We start from the raw sequence: 15576 nt of genomic DNA, 5'->3' as shown, positions 1-15576 counted from the left end.
TAATCAGTATGTTAACAACAGGTATAAAAGGTAAGATACAGTTATTGTGGGATAGACTTTGGGGTGGAGGTCTCTCAAACCCGATAACAGCTATCGAAAATATTTCTTATTTAATTTTCATGAAACGATTAGAGAAGTTTCATGAAGAGGTAGATGATAAATTTAAATGGAGTAAGTACCATAAGCTAAATGGAAATGAACTAAAAGCAAAGTTCGATGAAGTTTTTCATTTTATTCAAAACGATTTATCTAATGAAGAAGAAGAAGAAGATCCTTTTGCGGAAGAAATGAAAAAAGCAAAGTTTGGTATCTCTACACCATCACTATTAGAAGACGCTGTAAGTATTATTGATGAGATATTTACGTTAGTTGAAAAAGAAGAAAGCAAACACCAAAACTTTCAAGATTTATTAGGAGATGTTTATGAATACCTGTTAAGAGCTACTAACGAAGCTGGTAAAAATGGACAATTCCGTACACCAAGGCACATTATCCAAATGATGGCAGAATTAGTTGCGCCAACAATTGTTGATTCAGATACTAAAATTTGTGATGTAACAAGTGGAAGTTCTGGTTTTTTAGTAGGGAGCTTCCAATATGTACTAAAAGAAAATTCTAAAAAAGTAGAATTAGATGAAGACAACCAGTTACCAAAAGGATTAGATGGCGATAAGTTATCAGAAGATGACAAACAACGTTTAAAAGAGAATACGTTTTATGGTTTTGATATTGATGCAACCATGGTACGTATAGGTATGATGAATATGATGATGCATGGTATTGAAAAACCACATATCATTCATTTAAATACACTATCAAATCAGTATGAAGATTATTTTGAGCAGAAATATTTAAATCAAATTACTGTAGGCAATTTAATAGATGGCAAAGTAAAGGCAAGTATCAAAACTACAAAATCGCCCACTAAAAAAACAACTAATTGGGGGAAAGAAGAGTATAGTTACATACTGGCCAATCCACCATTTGCTGCCAAAGTAAATAGTAAGGTTATTAGTAAAAACCTTAATAGGATTTATGATATCAAACCAGATGCAAAGAAAAATCAAACGCTAAAAACTGAGTTGTTATTTTTAGAACGTATCATTTATATGCTCAAAAAAGGTGGTCGTGCTGCTGTGGTCGTGCCAGAAGGGGTATTATTTAGTTCAAGTAAAACATACAAAAAAACTAGAGAAATACTTTTAAAGGATTGCGATTTAGAGGCTGTAATTTCTATGCCAAGTGGTGTGTTTAACCCATATACCGCTGTTAAAACGTCTATTTTAGTATTCACAAAAAAACAATTCAATAGCAAAACATTTCATACTAAAAAGGTTTGGTTCTATGGTCTGGAATCTGATGGGTACACTCTAGATAGTAGTAGAAAAAAAATTAAAGATGACTATCCGTTACCCATACTGATTAATGAGTATAAAACTAAAGATAAAAGAAATAATCCTCAAAAAGACAGGAAGCAAAATCACTTCTATGTCCCTTTAAAAGATATTGAAGATAATGCTCTGGAGCTAAACTTTAATTTTTACAAAGAATTTGTTTTTGAAGACAAGAATTATGAACCGCCTGAAAAGTTGATAAAGAAATTAAGTGAACTTGAAAATATAATAAAGGAATCATTAAAAATTTTTGAAAAAGAATTTTAGTATGGAATTTATTTCAAAAAAAATTGAAGATATAGTCCTTTCAATAAAAACTGGGAAAACACCAAGCACCAAAGAGTCATTGTATTTTGATGGAAATATTCCGTTCGTTACACCAGGAGACTTGAAAGGCCAAATGTTTATTCTTTCATCAGAAAGGACTCTTACAGGTTTAGCTGTAATTGAAAAGCAAGCATTTTTACATACTAGTAATACAGTATTAATATCTACAATTGGAGAAAATATTGCTAAAGTAGCTGTGGTAAAAAAGCCAGTAGCGTCAAACCAACAAATTACAGGAATAAATGTAAACAATAAAATTATTCTTCCTCATTTCTTCTATTATTGGGTTTATCTAAATAAAAAGCTTTTGAAATTTAAGGCAAATAGAGCTACAATACCTATTCTAAACAATAAATCATTAAAGAGCTTATCAATTAAATTTCCAAAGAGTTTAGAATTTCAGAGAAAAATTGTGGAGAGTTTAAATCTAATTCAATCATCTATTGATAACCGTATTGAGATGATTGAGGTTATCAATAAACTATCAAAATCGATATATCATAGGGAGTTTGGTGATCCAGTAAATAATCAAAATAAATATCCATTAAAAAAGTTAAATCAAATAGTAAAAAAAGATAAGGGTATAACTTATGGGATAGTACAAGCGGGTCCTCATATTGAAAATGGGGTTCCATATTTAAGATCTGGAGATATAAAAAATGGAGCAATTAATATTTCTACCCAATTAAAAACAAGTGAAAAAATCTCTGAAAAATACAATAGAACTATTTGTGCTGAAGGTGATGTATTGTTAACTATAAGAGCTAATGTGGGTGATGTTGCTTATATAAGTAAGGAATTTGTAGGATATAATTTGACAAGAGGTATTGCTATTTTAAGCACAAATAAAGAACTTATTAATCCTTCCTTTTTATACTATACTTTATTAAGTAGTGGTTTTCAATTTTTACTTGATAAACAATTGAAGGGAGCTACATTCAAAGAAATAAGTCTCATCAAATTAAGGGAAATAAAAATACCTGTTCCAGACTTAAAGCTACAAAACGACTTTTCAATAATAGTTAAGCAGTTAGATGAGTTAAGAAATCAAATGGAAGAATCTTTATCACTAATGAAAGCTCTTTTTCAATCTGTACTACAAAATGCTTTTAAAGAAGGTACGGTAATAGATGAAGAGCCAATATTCAAAGAGTTAATTAAAAAATTCACGTTTGAAGATTTAAAAGGAAATAAAAAAAGGCTTCAATTTTTAATTGATTTATTCGATTCAAAAAAGTTTGATGATTTAAAGGATTATTCTAATGCAAAAGAAAAGCTATTTCAATTAATTGAGGAAGACGAAATTATACAAGAACTTACTGATAACAATTTAAAATTACAAGTTAAATGAAATTAGTAAGGCTTACTATATTAGAACAGTTTCGTAGCTTAAAAAAAATTAAAGCAAAAAAAGGTTTTGAAGATTTTACAGTCCTTTTTAGAGAAGATGAACCTAATGAAAAATGGACGCAATTTCATCCATATTGTTTCGCAGGTTTAAACGGTAGTGGTAAGTCTAATGTATTAGAAGCGTTGGCTAATATTTTTTATCATTTAGAATGCAGTACACTTGATTCTAATACATCAGAGTTTTTAGATAACGATTTTGACTTAAAAAAATCAGACCCTATAGCTTATGAATTAGAATATTACATAATTCCTAAAGAGAGCGAAAAAAAATCTGTAGAAGATTATGCCAATGTAATTATACGAAAAGAGAAGTTAGAAGCGCCAAAGATTAAAATTACTGCTCAAGACCAAATTACAGAATCTGTATTTATAGAGATTTCAAACCCAATAAGAAGTTATTTACCAGAATTAGTTATTGGATACTCTTCAGGAGAAAATGAGATTTTAAGCCTTCCATTTGTTAAATCAAGATTACTACAATTAGACGAGTACTATTATCATCTTAAAAATAGAAATAAATTAAAGCTTACTTATAACCTAAATGAAAAACCCGAAAGTAGTTTAGTGTATATGGATTATCATATGAGTCAAGCCATATTGCTGGCAAACTTTTTAATTCAAGATGATGATACCTTAGAACCTATTAAAGAACAACTAGAAATAGATAAGTTACATAGTTTTAGATTAGTAATAAACGACCATAAATTATACCATAAAGCAGACGACCCAGAACTTGGTTACCTATTACCACTTGCAGATGAGATTCTAGAAAAATTGCGTAGTTGCGCTACTGCAGTATTCCAAAATACTAATGATAAAATAGAAATATTAGATTTTTATTTTGATCAAGATTCTAAAACTAAAAGTAGTGAATTAAAAAAAGCCTTTAAGATACATTTTAACTCGCCAATAGAGCTATTTAAGGCATTTCAAATACTCAATTTATTAAATTTAAGAGTAGTTAGTAAGTCGCTTAAGAAAGAGATTTATAATTCAGATAGTTTATATGCCATGTATAAAGTTCCTTCTTTTGAAGAGTCAGAACTCGTATTTCATTTCAATTTATTTAAAATAAAGAAGAAAAACTCATTAGACAAAATGTTATTAAAGGCATTTTCAGATGGAGAGCATCAGTTTCTACACACAATGGGTATTTGTTTGATTTTAAAAGATAAAAACACATTGATGCTTCTTGATGAGCCAGAAACACATTTTAATCCAGAGTGGCGTTCAGAGTTTATAAGTTTACTAAAGGATAGTTTAAGTAAAAGTGGAACCAATCATTTAATGAGGGATATCCTAATCACTTCACATTCACCCTTCATTATTTCAGACTGTTTCCCAGATAAAGTATTAGTTTTTGAAAAAGGAAAGCAACCAAAAAGTGCTTTTAACATGAATTTTAGAACTTTTGGAACTTCAGTAGACTTAATCATGGATAATATTTTTAATAGAGGTAATACTATTGGAGATTTTTCGTCAAGAATTATTTTAGAAATTGAAGAAGAAATAAAAAACAAAAAGTCGTTAACAGAAGAAGAAGTAAGAACATATAAAAATAGAACAAATGATTTAGGAGATTCAATAGAAAAAATTCTACTGTTTACTAAACTGAATGAACTTAAAAAGAAATAATGCTATATAGTTATCATAAAATAGAACATAAAATTTTTAAAGCTCATGATTTGATTAGAAATCTGGTTGTAGAAGTTATATGTAAAGCAGATAACGAAGACTGTTATACAAAGTTAAAGGCATATCCTATTTTAGTAAAATTATATGATAATAATCGTTCAGATTGGTTTAAAAAGTCCATTGAAACTATTTATAAAGAGAGTAAAAAATTAGATAATAAAGAAAGGGTAAAATTGATTGAGGTTTTTGATAACAATAACAATATTGAGTATCTGTGTTTAAATCCAACGAAGAGGTTGCCTATATCTTCTGTTAAAGATGAAATTTCAGGATTATTAATAGACTTTTTTAAGGAATTATATTCTAAATTTCTTTCTTGGAAAGATGTATTCTCTGAATTTGGTACAAAAAAGGAATATTATGACGATTTAATATGGGATAATGAGTTTAGTTTTTGCCCAGGCTGCGGATATGGTATTATTAAAAATGTTTACGATAAAGGTCATTCGGCATATGATCATTACTTACCCTTAAAACATTACCCATTTTCTGCTGTTAACTTCAACAATTTATTTCCATTATGTAATGATTGTAATTCTGATTCTAAAGGGGAAACGGATATCTTAAAAAAAGGCAAGAAAATATTTTATCCGTTTAATAAAAACCATCCAAAAATAGATTTTAATGTTAAAGTAGAGCCTAAAACTTTATTCAAATACATAAATAAAAAAGAACGTATAGAAGAAAAAGAATTGAAAATTGATATTGTCTGTGATGCCAAATTTAATGAAGAAATAGAATCATGGGATTACATATTTAAAATAGGTAAAAGATTTTTCGGACAGGTAGCACAAAATGGCAAAAGCTGGTTGGGTGATGTTTTGGAGAAACAGCGTAAAACAAAAAATACAATTCAAAAATCCTTTGATACAATCATTGATGATGATTCAAATAAGCATTTAGGGTTTCTTAAGTCACCTTTCTTATCAGAGCTTAAAAATTATGACTCTTTGATAGAGGCTATAAATGAATCCAGAAACTCTTCAAAAATTCGTAATGAGTAAAGAAGTAAACCAACATCAACGAGCAGCAAAAGCATGGGAAGTATTAATAAAAGTTGCAGAAAAGAAAGACTTTGTTAGATACAAGGGGCTCGGTGATAAAATTGGCATACACCATAGAGCCATTAGATTTGTGCTTGCGGTTATTCAAGAATATTGTTTAGAGAATAAATTACCACCTCTTACAATTCTCATAGGAGATGAAAGTGGTATGCCTGGAAAAGGTTTTATTGCTTGGGATAGAGATAATATTAAAGAAGGCAAGAGAGAAGTTTACAACTACAATTGGTCACAGTTTACAAACCCTTTTAACTATGCGTTAACAGAAGAAAACGAACAGGATTTAATTAATACACTATTAGAAAAACCTGAAAAATCAAATACAGTTTTCCAGAAAGTTAAAGTTCGAGGAACAGCTCAAATAATTTTCCGGAAAGCATTATTAAAAGCATATAAATCTAAATGTGCTATTTGTGGCATCAGTTACAAAATTATTTTACAAGCAGCTCATATAATACCATGGTCCAAGTCAAATAATAATCAAAAAATGGATATTTGTAATGGACTGCTTTTATGTGCTAATCATCATGGTTTATTTGATAAAGGGTACATCAAAATAAGTGATAATTACAAAATAATGATTAACCCAAAGCTAAAACAATCATCAAGTCATGATGAAACCTTAACAGGTAGCTTTAATAACCAGAAAATAATACTACCAAAAAATAAATTGTGGTGGCCAAATTTAGATTATTTAGAGAACCATAGAAGAGTTAATCCATCAAAAAGTTAAAATGATAGGTATTGTTTTGGAATTTTAATTCCCCACAAACCAAAACCCAGTTTTCTCGCTTGCCCTGGCTTGAGCCTGACGAAAGCTCAAAACCCTCTGTCTTTTGGTTTGTTCCGCGCGCCACACTTCTATAGTGTTTAAATTTCCAACGCATTTGCAGCACATTACAGCTTGTTCCATTCGTACCTCATTTCACAACTATAAAGAGCTGCTCCAACAAAAAGCTAATAATTTAAACCCTATCCCAAGCTAAGTTACATAACGGTCTGTTATAACATCAGCGGCTACACCCACCACATCCCCAAAGCTGTAGTAATAACGCCATTATGTAAAATAGCAGCTTGCCTTTGCGCTCAATTTAGAACTTCAAACATTATTAAGTACTATTTATAAGTATCTTTAAGGCAATTAAAAAATCAGTACGCCTGACACAAAGTGTCTCTTATAGATTTTATATTTGTTAGAAATGATAAGAATAGCATGATGCTTAAAGAAATTGACGATTATTTCTTAAACCAAAATGAACAAAATAGAGAATGCTTATTGGCCTTGAGGGATATAGTATTGAGTCACAATCAATTTTTGACTGAATCAGTAAAGTACAAAACTCCAGTTTTTAAGTACAGAGAAAGTGTGTTTTGTTATTTATGGGTAGATAAAAAAACAAATGAACCTTGTCTTCTAATAGAAGAAGGAAAACAATTAAACCATCCCGACCTAGAGCAAACAAATCACAGAAGCATTGCGCTACTTAGAATAAACCCTCAAACAGATTTGCCTATGGAGTCAATTAAGTCAATTTTGTCCCTAAGTTTAAAATGGCATCAAGAAAAAGAAAATCCTTAAATTAACTTGTCTTAGATAAAGGACAATTTATAAAATTTCCGAGGCGGAATATCCCTCTTTCTCCGCATTAGTATAACAGATACAAGGACTTAAAATCCGTGTGCCTCTTTCCCCCCCCCCACCCATTCAAAGGAGTAGCTTCCAGCAATTATCAATGTCCCCATGTGTCTGCGGTAAGTAAATTACATTCATTTAATCCCTTATCAGGGAATCATTCATTTCATTTACACACCTCAACACCGCACATAAAAAAAGCACATTATTTCCATAATGTACTTTATTTATTTTTTCCTGGCACAACATCAATAATTACTTCCACCTACGTCATTTTGCCCCGTGAAATAGATGTATTAATCTTTCTCTAAAACAGCCATTAAACTATGGTTTAAGTATAATTTTTCTTTACCTACTTTTTGAGAAGTTAAAAAACCAGCATGTTCTAATTCCATGAGATAATTACCAACAGTTTTCGGAGTACCTAATCCTGCATCAATTAAAAATTGACGTTTTGTATAAGGCAATCTAAATAAGATTTCTATAAGTTCTTTAGAATATACCTTGGGTATTGTAGCTTTTACTTCTTCAGACATAATCTTCATAAGCGCTGTTACATCTTTTAGACGCTTTAAGCCTTTATTTGCAGTAAATTCTATCATTTCAAGCATATAAAGTACCCATGCTTCCCAATCTTCATTTTCTGTAACATTCCGTAATTTCACATAGTAATCTGCTTTATTTTTAATAATGTATTCACTTAAATAAATAGCAGGCGTATCTAAAAGGTTTTCAATCTTTAAATATAGTAACAATAAAATACGACCAGTTCTACCATTACCATCACTAAAGGGATGTATGGCTTCAAATTGATAATGCATTAACGCCATTTTAATTAGTGGATCAATAGTATCTTCTCCATTAATAAAAGTTTCAAGATTGGCTAGTTTCTTTCTTATAGTGTCTTCCCCAGTTGGTGGTGTGTAAATAGTATCTCCTTTTGCATTTTTAAGAGCAGTTCCTGGTGTTGTTCTTATACCGGCAGTATTCTTTTTTATGCTTTGTACTATGTCTACACATAAATTAGTAGTTATAAAAGGGCGTTTTTCAATGTCTCGTAAACCATCCCAAAGTGCTTCTTTATAACTTATGACTTCTTTCGTTGCAGGATTATCAAACTTTTTATCAGCGACTATAGCTTTATACAAATCATCATTAGTAGTAATGATATTTTCTATTTCAGAACTAGCTTTAGCCTCTTGTAAGTGTATCGTATCTAAAAACAACGTAGGATTTGGTAAATTGGTAAGCATCCCATTAAGTTGAGCCAAGGCTCTACTGGCATCAATAGTTTTTCGCAATACTTTTGTAGTTTCTAAATCCTTCTTTGGTGGTAAAAGAGGTAAATCGTTATAAGGTATTGTTCTATTAAATTTTGCCATTTTATAAGAGTAATGATTACACCTGTAATTTAAACAGAGGTAAATATACTAAAAAATTACACTCGTTTAAATTGTAGAGGTAAATATTACCCTTGTTTCAATATTTTTTGAACTTTAATATTAAAAAGGAAAGAGAAAACAAAGATAAGCACTAGCGTGCTTGGTGTTCTCTGCTTTCTCTTTCCTTTTTTAAGCTTTTTCGTTTCTCTTTGTAAAATTAATGTTGATGGGTTTGTCGTTTCAAAATTATCTTTTGAGTCTATTTTTAAACCTCTCAAATAGAAATTTTAAAATGACTGAAACGAAGAAACTCACAACAGCACCAACAAAAGCAAGTATGGAGGTAGTGACAAGATCTTCTACACCAATATTAACAATCGATGCAAAAAATGTGCCTCCAAACACACTTGCTTTCATATTATGATCCACCTTCAGCTGCATTCGTTTTACTTTCATCAATAACAACTGCCTGACTTACTGCGGTAGCCACAGTACCAGCAACAGTCATATAAGTAGCAATAGTAATTACGAGTGCGGGCATAGCAATAGGAGCAGCGATAATAGCTCCTCCAGCAGCAGCTAGAGCAATGCCAATATTTCGTAAAGTTTTGAAAAACTTCGGAGTTGGTTTTTTGTAACGTTCTACTAGATTCATGATTTTAGGATTTAATAGTTAAAAAAATAGTTTTTTTTCTGTCTTGAGCCTGATGGACCAAAAACAATAATTTTTGCATGGCATCTCGCGAATAAATACCTTTACCTAAGCCTCCCAGGTAAGTCACTGGAGCAATACAGCCTTCAAGCTCTTTTAGTGCATCATTGGCAGGATGAATAAGAATTAACCGCCTGTTAGAAACACCTTTTATCCAAAGATGGTTCTTAAAGCGTTTCGAATATCTGCTAACAACTTTATAACGCCCTTCAGGAATACAAGAAATAGATCGTTTGTTTTCTCTCCAGGGTAACTCAATGGTATGACATAAGAATTTATCAGCGCAAAAGAGAGTACCATTAGTACCCTCTTTAAAATAAGCTCTGTTAAGTATTAACTCCATAATTAGGGTGTATCAATAGTGACAATAGCCAAGGCGTTGTAAGTACCGTTCTTAAGCGTGTACATTTGTCCGTTTACCTCTTGATAGAACTCAATACCTAAGACTTGAATTACTGGTAACGTAGAGTTAGCCGTTAAAGAAGCCGTTAGAGCAATCGCAGCAGTATTAGCAGCTGTGTAAGGTAAAATAGCCGTCTCATCATTTTCAAATGTTGAGGTTTCATTTACAAAATCCAATTCTGAAGCACCCATCACTATTTTAAAGTGTGTCGTTCCAATAGGTGCGGCAATTCTAACGGTTGGAGAAAAGGCTGCAAGACCTAAAGTAGCATCGCCAGAAGCGCGATCAAAGGCTTTAGTAAAAGCCGCATAAAGTGTAGAGCCTAATTTCCCATTCAAATTGAATTCAAAGTTCTCTAACAAACTTAAAGTTCCATCTTGAACAGTTCTAAGGCCTCTTGTATTGGTAGCATCGGTCTTTACGATAGCCAATAAGTCCTTAGTCAATCGGCTAACCACACGTTTGTCTTTAGCATTCTGCAAAAGAATACGAATTGCATTTCGTAAAACCTTACCACCTTTACCAGCACGTCCAAATTCAGAACCATTTTCACGAGTTCTTTGGAAGGCAGGATCATTAGCGATACGTTTACCGTCAACACCACCTTTCGACCTTGCTAAGTGGCCATCTGTGCTTTTATAAAAGGAAATATCTCCGATAGTTCCTTTAAGTTTAATAATTCCAGTTTGTTTTGCCATAATAGTTCATTTTTAAATTAATAGAACAAAACAACTTAGATTTGTATTCAAATAAAAAAGTAAGAAGTCATTCCGTCCGAGACAAGTATTTTTTTCCGAAATTTGACATATAGACTAAGTATAGATTAACTATACATAAAGTATAGATAAAGCCTAAATGAATACTATTAGAGCCTGTATATATCCAAAAGACATCCAACTTATCACAGGTAGGAGCGAGCGCTATGGTCGAAAACTACTTCAAACTATAAAAGAGTCATTAGACAAAGAGTCGCATCAGTTTATAACAGTAGATGAGTTCTCAGAATACACAGGAATTAAAGAAGAAATTGTGTGTCAATATTTAACATTTTAGCATAATATTTGATTTGTTTTATCTAGTATTAATGTTACTAAAATTGTAAATTTGTGTAGAGACGTTCAGATAAAAAATACTATTTCAATCTAACAGATAGGTTCACGATTCGGTTAACACTTTTTGGTCTATTTTGTAAAGTATTGATATTACTGCATAGTGGCAGTTTAACTATCATCCTGCCACCCCGACGAACCTAGAAATAGGTAAAATCAAAACACTGTTAATTGTATGATTATCAGTGTTTTTTGTTTTTTGTGCGTTTGGTTTCAAACAAAAAACTCAAATAAATAATTGGATTAGGTTTCAGTTACCTAAAGAACACCCATTTTTTTAACTCTGTTCTTTGTCGTGTGTAGTACTTTCTATTAAATCTTCAGATTTATCCAGTTTGCAAAAGCATCTATGCTGCAAAATAATTCATCTGGTTTTAATTCAGCAAGTCTTTCAGGCTTGACGGTATCCGACCATGCTGCTGCAATGACAGGAACTCCAACCTCTTTGCTAGCAGTAATATCACTCGGAGCATCACCAACATAAACTACCTCATGATTGGATAGTTCATTAAAACTATCTAACACCGTTTGTATGCCTTCTGGTTTTCTACCTCCTTCAAGATGTCCTGTTTCTATTATTTCAAAATAATTCTTCAATTCAAACTTATCCAAAGATATTTCTGTACTGTACTTACCTTTACCAGTAACCATTGCAATACGAACACCTTTTTCTTTAAGACTATCAAGTAATTCTTTTATTCCATGAAATGGGTTTGGACAGATATCGTGAAACATCTTATAGTAGCGCAAATAATCAGCAACTCCTTGTTCATAATGATTAGGAGCCAATGCCATTATTGTTCCCTCTTCTGAAGGTCCGAAGGTTGCTATGATTTCTTCGTCGGATACAGATCTGTTTATAAGGGTTTCTATAGATTTCCTGAAAGCAAGAATGCATAATGGAACTGTATCTCCTATGGTACCATCGAGGTCAAAAATAACAGCTTTAATCTTCTCCATAATCTTTACTTTTTTTCATTGATTTTCCGAATCACACGACAAGGGTTTCCGACTGCCACACAATCTTCAGGAATTGATTTTGTAACAATACTCCCTGCTCCAATAACGGAGTTTTTACCTATGGTAACGCCTGATAAGATAATAACGCCGCCGCCAATCCAGACGTTATCTTCTATTTTAACAGGTAATGCATAGGTTTTAAAATAAGGTGTTCCAGATTCGTAATTCCAGTTTTCTATAAGCCTTTCATTAACATCGGGTGAGTGCGTAGCAGTATAGATTTGGACATTTGATGCAATTAATACATTGTTTCCAATTTCAATTTTATTACAGTCAACAAATGTGCAATTGATATTAATAATCACATTGTTGCCAATGGAGATATGTCTGCCATAGTCACAATAAAAAGGGGTATCAATATTTACATTGTCGCCTTTCTTTTCAAACAATTCGCTTAATATCTCATGTCTCTTTTTAGAATCAGTGCTTGGAGTTGTATTATATATCTTGGTAAGTCTCCTAGCTGAATGAATAAAGTTTTGTATTTCTTCATTTGATGTATTAAAAGTTTCTCCGCTTAAACACTTTTGTAATTCTGTTTTCATATACTATTATTTAATCATAAAAGTAAGTATAATATAGCGGCATTTTTTTCATCTATCTTAAAATATATCAACTTGCACGAATAGTACTTAAATGCTGTTGTGTCATCCCTAAATATGAAGCAATATATCCCAGATTAACACGATTAATTAAATTAGGGTTCTCATTAAGAAAATTCTCGTAACGTTCTTTTGATGATATGGATAATCGGTCAATTCGCAAGGCTTGCATTTTTAGCAATACTTCTTGATGAATTACCCTAGACCAATTTGCAATATCAATATCAGTTTCATATAGATGATTTAATGCTGTAATTGGCATTGAAAATATAGTTGAATCTTCTAATAGCTCAACAAAATCAATGCCTTTTGCCCTATGATATAAAGCATCTGAAGAAAATGTTATATCGCCTTCCTTGCTAAACCAATTTGTAATTTCTTTCCCGTCAACTAAAAAGTAAGTCCTAGTGCAGCCTTTTTCGATAAAGTAAACAGAATTATCAATGCAGCCAGCCTTTGTTAATAAATGATGCTTAGGCAAATGATTTTCAGTAAGCAGGTTGGCTATTTTGTTAATTGAATCATTTGATACAGAATAATATTTTCTAATGCCAGTTATTATATTTTCTATTTTGCTCAGCTCCATCTTTTATACTAATTTTTAATCGGGGTAATCTGTTTGTTTAATCACAATGGCTGGTATAAGGGTAATTTGTAATTAAACAACTAACTTAATAAAAATGGAACGAACCAGAGGAAAATCCGTAGGATTTTCTGAGTAAAAAAGTTTCAAGCAATTTTTTTAGGACACGTTGTTTTAAAACGTATTTTTAATTACAATTTTATTTAGCAGCTTCCTCAATTTCGTCATCAAATTTTAGAAAAATGAGATAAGTTATAATACGTTTAGTTATTCCCATGGAGCAAGGGGCAGCAGGCTCTATTGATGTTATTACAATAAATATGAATCGCTTGATTCAAACAGGAAAAGGTCTTAAAACAGAAATAAATAAAATTCAGAAATATCAGATAGCCTATCGTAAGTTAATAGAGGAATATAAAGGAGCAGGTTTGTTACTTTTCTTTGGACGCGCAAAGAAAAGTAAATAATGATTTTTTTAAGATGTGGGTACATTGTAGCTGTCGGTTTACCAATCCAAAGGCATGGCAGACAGGAACGGGAATCTAAATAACAGAATTTCGTTTTTGATCCAAAGGTCAAGCCTTGTGGGCAACTTGATTGGGTATGAAACGAGCGAAATACTTCTATAGCCCTGCCTTGAGGATAGTTCGTTTCAAGAAATTCTTTATTGCTTTTATGAACATAATGTTAAATATGACCATTGAAAAATGTATATTTAAAAGCTCGTTAATATAAAGAATGCCTCGACGTTTTGCGTTAGGGCTTCCAATGATATAGGGCTTCTTCGGATAAGTCAGAACTGTCTTTTTTGGCAGTTCTGGGGGAAGCAAACTTATTTGACTCACAACAAGTTTTTTTGTAGTAATAAGCGCTCTTATAATCAAATTCTATCTTTTCATAAAAACTGTTGATAAAATATATGTAAGGATTTAATCAAATATTCTACTTTTGCTTTGATTAAAATTAACAAAGATTATGTCTGATACAATAGAAAAGATTAAATGCTTAATTATAGGTTCGGGACCTGCTGGTTATACAGCAGCCATTTATGCAGCTAGGGCTAATATGTCGCCTGTTTTGTACCAAGGCACGCAACCTGGAGGTCAATTAACAACAACTAATGAAGTTGAAAATTTCCCAGGATACCCTAACGGTATAACCGGGCCAGAAATGATGATTGAATTGCAAAAGCAAGCAGAGCGTTTTGAAACAGATGTGCGAGATGGTTGGGTTACAAAAGTTGATTTTTCTGGAGATGTGCATAAGGTATGGGTTAATGATACCAAAGAAATTCATTGTGATACGGTTATTATTTCTACAGGAGCTTCAGCCAAATATTTAGGTTTGGATTCTGAACAGAAATATTTAAAATTGGGTGGAGGTGTATCTGCATGTGCTGTATGTGATGGATTCTTTTATAGAAATCAAGAAGTCGTTATAGTAGGAGCAGGAGATTCTGCATGTGAAGAAGCTCATTATTTATCTAAACTATGTACTAAAGTTACTATGTTGGTTAGACGAGATGAGTTTAGAGCATCTAAAATTATGGCTGCCAGAGTTAAGAATACAGAGAATATAGAGATTCTTTTCAATACCGAAACAGATGAGGTTTTAGGTGATGGTCAAGTGGTAACCGGCGTAAGAGTTTTTAATAATAAAACGAATGAAAAACATGAAATTCCTGCTACAGGATTTTTTGTGGCTATAGGACATAAACCCAATACCGATATTTTTAAAGGCTTTTTAGATTTAGATGAAACAGGGTATATTATTAATAAACCAGGAACATCTAAAACAAATATAGAAGGTGTATTTGTATCTGGTGATGCAGCAGATCATGTTTACAGACAAGCGGTTACCGCAGCTGGGACAGGTTGTATGGCAGCTTTAGATGCTGAACGTTATTTGGCAGCTAAAGACTCTAATTTTGAAGTGTCTACTTCAAATTATAACTAGTTAACGTGAATCTTGTTTGAGAGTTCAAGATGTCACTTCGAGTGTCCCGAACTTGCTTCGGGATGTATCGAGAAGCTTCTTTTGTCGAAAATTTATTTATTTTCGATACGATTTTTTGCAAAAATCACTCTAACTGACATAAATTTTCTTATCCAAGATTCACGTTAGTTAAAGAAATTTATTTTATACCAGTTCTCATATGAAATGGTATGATATAAAAGAGGTCTAAAAAGTGATTAATTTTGTCATTCAGAGCAACGCGAAGAATCTTATTCCGCTCATAATCAGA

General features: G+C 31.8%; 16 protein-coding genes and 1 pseudogene. 10 read left to right on the top strand and 7 right to left on the bottom strand.

Going from position 1 to position 15576, the window contains the following annotated elements; all coding sequences use genetic code 11:
• Window positions 1–8 precede the first annotated feature (8 nt).
• From Q4Q34_RS02085 to Q4Q34_RS02060, 6 genes are all read left to right on the top strand, one after another.
• Window positions 9–1661, top strand: a complete 1653-nt coding sequence (locus Q4Q34_RS02085; RefSeq protein ID WP_303317191.1) for an HsdM family class I SAM-dependent methyltransferase — start codon at window positions 9–11, stop codon at window positions 1659–1661.
• Window position 1662: 1 nt separating this feature from the next.
• A complete protein-coding gene (locus Q4Q34_RS02080; protein WP_303317192.1) occupies window positions 1663–3072 on the top strand; it encodes a restriction endonuclease subunit S in 1410 nt (469 codons plus the stop codon).
• Window positions 3069–4766, top strand: coding sequence for a restriction system-associated AAA family ATPase (locus tag Q4Q34_RS02075; protein ID WP_303317193.1), 1698 nt, complete (start codon window positions 3069–3071; stop codon window positions 4764–4766). Before Q4Q34_RS02080 ends, Q4Q34_RS02075 begins: the two co-directional genes overlap by 4 nt.
• Entirely contained in the window at window positions 4766–5830 is a 1065-nt protein-coding gene (locus Q4Q34_RS02070; protein WP_303317194.1) for a hypothetical protein, read from the top strand. Before Q4Q34_RS02075 ends, Q4Q34_RS02070 begins: the two co-directional genes overlap by 1 nt.
• Entirely contained in the window at window positions 5823–6620 is a 798-nt protein-coding gene (locus Q4Q34_RS02065; protein ID WP_303317195.1) for an HNH endonuclease, read from the top strand. Before Q4Q34_RS02070 ends, Q4Q34_RS02065 begins: the two co-directional genes overlap by 8 nt.
• Before the next feature lie 480 nt (window positions 6621–7100).
• Complete coding sequence (locus Q4Q34_RS02060) at window positions 7101–7466, top strand: DUF1801 domain-containing protein (protein WP_303317196.1); 366 nt, start codon at window positions 7101–7103, stop codon at window positions 7464–7466.
• 350 nt (window positions 7467–7816) lie between these two features.
• Here Q4Q34_RS02060 and Q4Q34_RS02055 read toward each other — a convergent pair whose 3' ends face one another.
• Complete coding sequence (locus tag Q4Q34_RS02055) at window positions 7817–8902, bottom strand: Fic family protein (protein WP_303317197.1); 1086 nt, start codon at window positions 8900–8902, stop codon at window positions 7817–7819.
• A 292-nt stretch (window positions 8903–9194) separates the two neighbouring features.
• On the opposite strand from Q4Q34_RS02055, the gene Q4Q34_RS02050 reads away from it, so the two are divergent.
• On the top strand, window positions 9195–9326 hold the full coding sequence (locus Q4Q34_RS02050) for a hypothetical protein (protein WP_303317198.1): 132 nt from the start codon (window positions 9195–9197) through the stop codon (window positions 9324–9326).
• Here the strand turns inward: Q4Q34_RS02050 and Q4Q34_RS02045 are convergent.
• Genes Q4Q34_RS02045 through Q4Q34_RS02035 form a run of 3 tightly spaced genes read right to left on the bottom strand, consistent with a single transcriptional unit; the run spans window position 9321 to window position 10715 of the window.
• Entirely contained in the window at window positions 9321–9557 is a 237-nt protein-coding gene (locus Q4Q34_RS02045; protein ID WP_303317199.1) for a hypothetical protein, read from the bottom strand. The two genes, Q4Q34_RS02050 and Q4Q34_RS02045, sit on opposite strands and share 6 nt — an antisense overlap.
• A 4-nt stretch (window positions 9558–9561) precedes the next feature.
• Window positions 9562–9957 carry a DUF5675 family protein gene (locus tag Q4Q34_RS02040; protein WP_303317200.1) on the bottom strand — a complete coding sequence of 132 codons (396 nt, stop codon included), beginning with the start codon at window positions 9955–9957 and terminating at the stop codon, window positions 9562–9564.
• 2 nt (window positions 9958–9959) lie between these two features.
• Entirely contained in the window at window positions 9960–10715 is a 756-nt protein-coding gene (locus tag Q4Q34_RS02035) for a hypothetical protein (RefSeq protein ID WP_303317201.1), read from the bottom strand.
• 157 nt (window positions 10716–10872) lie between these two features.
• On the opposite strand from Q4Q34_RS02035, the gene Q4Q34_RS02030 reads away from it, so the two are divergent.
• Window positions 10873–11070 (top strand): hypothetical protein, encoded by a 198-nt coding sequence (locus Q4Q34_RS02030; protein ID WP_303317202.1) that lies wholly within the window; start codon window positions 10873–10875, stop codon window positions 11068–11070.
• 368 nt (window positions 11071–11438) lie between these two features.
• On the opposite strand, the gene Q4Q34_RS02025 is transcribed toward Q4Q34_RS02030, so the two are convergent.
• The 3 genes from Q4Q34_RS02025 to Q4Q34_RS02015 all read right to left on the bottom strand — a co-directional run bounded on the left by Q4Q34_RS02025 (window position 11439) and on the right by Q4Q34_RS02015 (window position 13334).
• A complete protein-coding gene (locus tag Q4Q34_RS02025; RefSeq protein ID WP_303317203.1) occupies window positions 11439–12086 on the bottom strand; it encodes an HAD family hydrolase in 648 nt (215 codons plus the stop codon).
• 5 nt (window positions 12087–12091) lie between these two features.
• Window positions 12092–12691, bottom strand: coding sequence for a sugar O-acetyltransferase (locus Q4Q34_RS02020; protein WP_303317204.1), 600 nt, complete (start codon window positions 12689–12691; stop codon window positions 12092–12094).
• Between the two features lie 67 nt (window positions 12692–12758).
• On the bottom strand, window positions 12759–13334 hold the full coding sequence (locus tag Q4Q34_RS02015) for a Crp/Fnr family transcriptional regulator (RefSeq protein ID WP_303317205.1): 576 nt from the start codon (window positions 13332–13334) through the stop codon (window positions 12759–12761).
• 235 nt (window positions 13335–13569) lie between these two features.
• Between Q4Q34_RS02015 and Q4Q34_RS02010 the strand changes: the two are divergent.
• Together Q4Q34_RS02010 and trxB are read left to right on the top strand one after the other, a co-directional pair.
• Window positions 13570–13765, top strand: a pseudogene (locus Q4Q34_RS02010) (anaerobic ribonucleoside-triphosphate reductase); the annotation flags it as partial.
• Window positions 13766–14306: 541 nt separating this feature from the next.
• A complete protein-coding gene (gene trxB, locus Q4Q34_RS02005; protein ID WP_303317207.1) occupies window positions 14307–15287 on the top strand; it encodes a thioredoxin-disulfide reductase in 981 nt (326 codons plus the stop codon).
• The last annotated feature ends 289 nt before the right edge of the window (window positions 15288–15576 follow it).

The organism is Flavivirga abyssicola, from assembly GCF_030540775.2.
GTDB lineage: Bacteria > Bacteroidota > Bacteroidia > Flavobacteriales > Flavobacteriaceae > Flavivirga > Flavivirga abyssicola.
The sequence above is the reverse complement of the archived record's forward strand: the minus strand, read 5'-3'. Positions and strand labels throughout refer to the sequence as shown.

Coding starts and splice junctions, on each gene's coding strand:
- Q4Q34_RS02085 (WP_303317191.1), top strand. CDS start 9: ATGTTAACAACAGGTATAAAAGGTAAGATACAGTTATTGTGGGATAGA.
- Q4Q34_RS02080 (WP_303317192.1), top strand. CDS start 1,663: ATGGAATTTATTTCAAAAAAAATTGAAGATATAGTCCTTTCAATAAAA.
- Q4Q34_RS02075 (WP_303317193.1), top strand. CDS start 3,069: ATGAAATTAGTAAGGCTTACTATATTAGAACAGTTTCGTAGCTTAAAA.
- Q4Q34_RS02070 (WP_303317194.1), top strand. CDS start 4,766: ATGCTATATAGTTATCATAAAATAGAACATAAAATTTTTAAAGCTCAT.
- Q4Q34_RS02065 (WP_303317195.1), top strand. CDS start 5,823: ATGAGTAAAGAAGTAAACCAACATCAACGAGCAGCAAAAGCATGGGAA.
- Q4Q34_RS02060 (WP_303317196.1), top strand. CDS start 7,101: ATGATGCTTAAAGAAATTGACGATTATTTCTTAAACCAAAATGAACAA.
- Q4Q34_RS02055 (WP_303317197.1), bottom strand. CDS start 8,902: ATGGCAAAATTTAATAGAACAATACCTTATAACGATTTACCTCTTTTA.
- Q4Q34_RS02050 (WP_303317198.1), top strand. CDS start 9,195: ATGACTGAAACGAAGAAACTCACAACAGCACCAACAAAAGCAAGTATG.
- Q4Q34_RS02045 (WP_303317199.1), bottom strand. CDS start 9,557: ATGAATCTAGTAGAACGTTACAAAAAACCAACTCCGAAGTTTTTCAAA.
- Q4Q34_RS02040 (WP_303317200.1), bottom strand. CDS start 9,957: ATGGAGTTAATACTTAACAGAGCTTATTTTAAAGAGGGTACTAATGGT.
- Q4Q34_RS02035 (WP_303317201.1), bottom strand. CDS start 10,715: ATGGCAAAACAAACTGGAATTATTAAACTTAAAGGAACTATCGGAGAT.
- Q4Q34_RS02030 (WP_303317202.1), top strand. CDS start 10,873: ATGAATACTATTAGAGCCTGTATATATCCAAAAGACATCCAACTTATC.
- Q4Q34_RS02025 (WP_303317203.1), bottom strand. CDS start 12,086: ATGGAGAAGATTAAAGCTGTTATTTTTGACCTCGATGGTACCATAGGA.
- Q4Q34_RS02020 (WP_303317204.1), bottom strand. CDS start 12,691: ATGAAAACAGAATTACAAAAGTGTTTAAGCGGAGAAACTTTTAATACA.
- Q4Q34_RS02015 (WP_303317205.1), bottom strand. CDS start 13,334: ATGGAGCTGAGCAAAATAGAAAATATAATAACTGGCATTAGAAAATAT.
- trxB (WP_303317207.1), top strand. CDS start 14,307: ATGTCTGATACAATAGAAAAGATTAAATGCTTAATTATAGGTTCGGGA.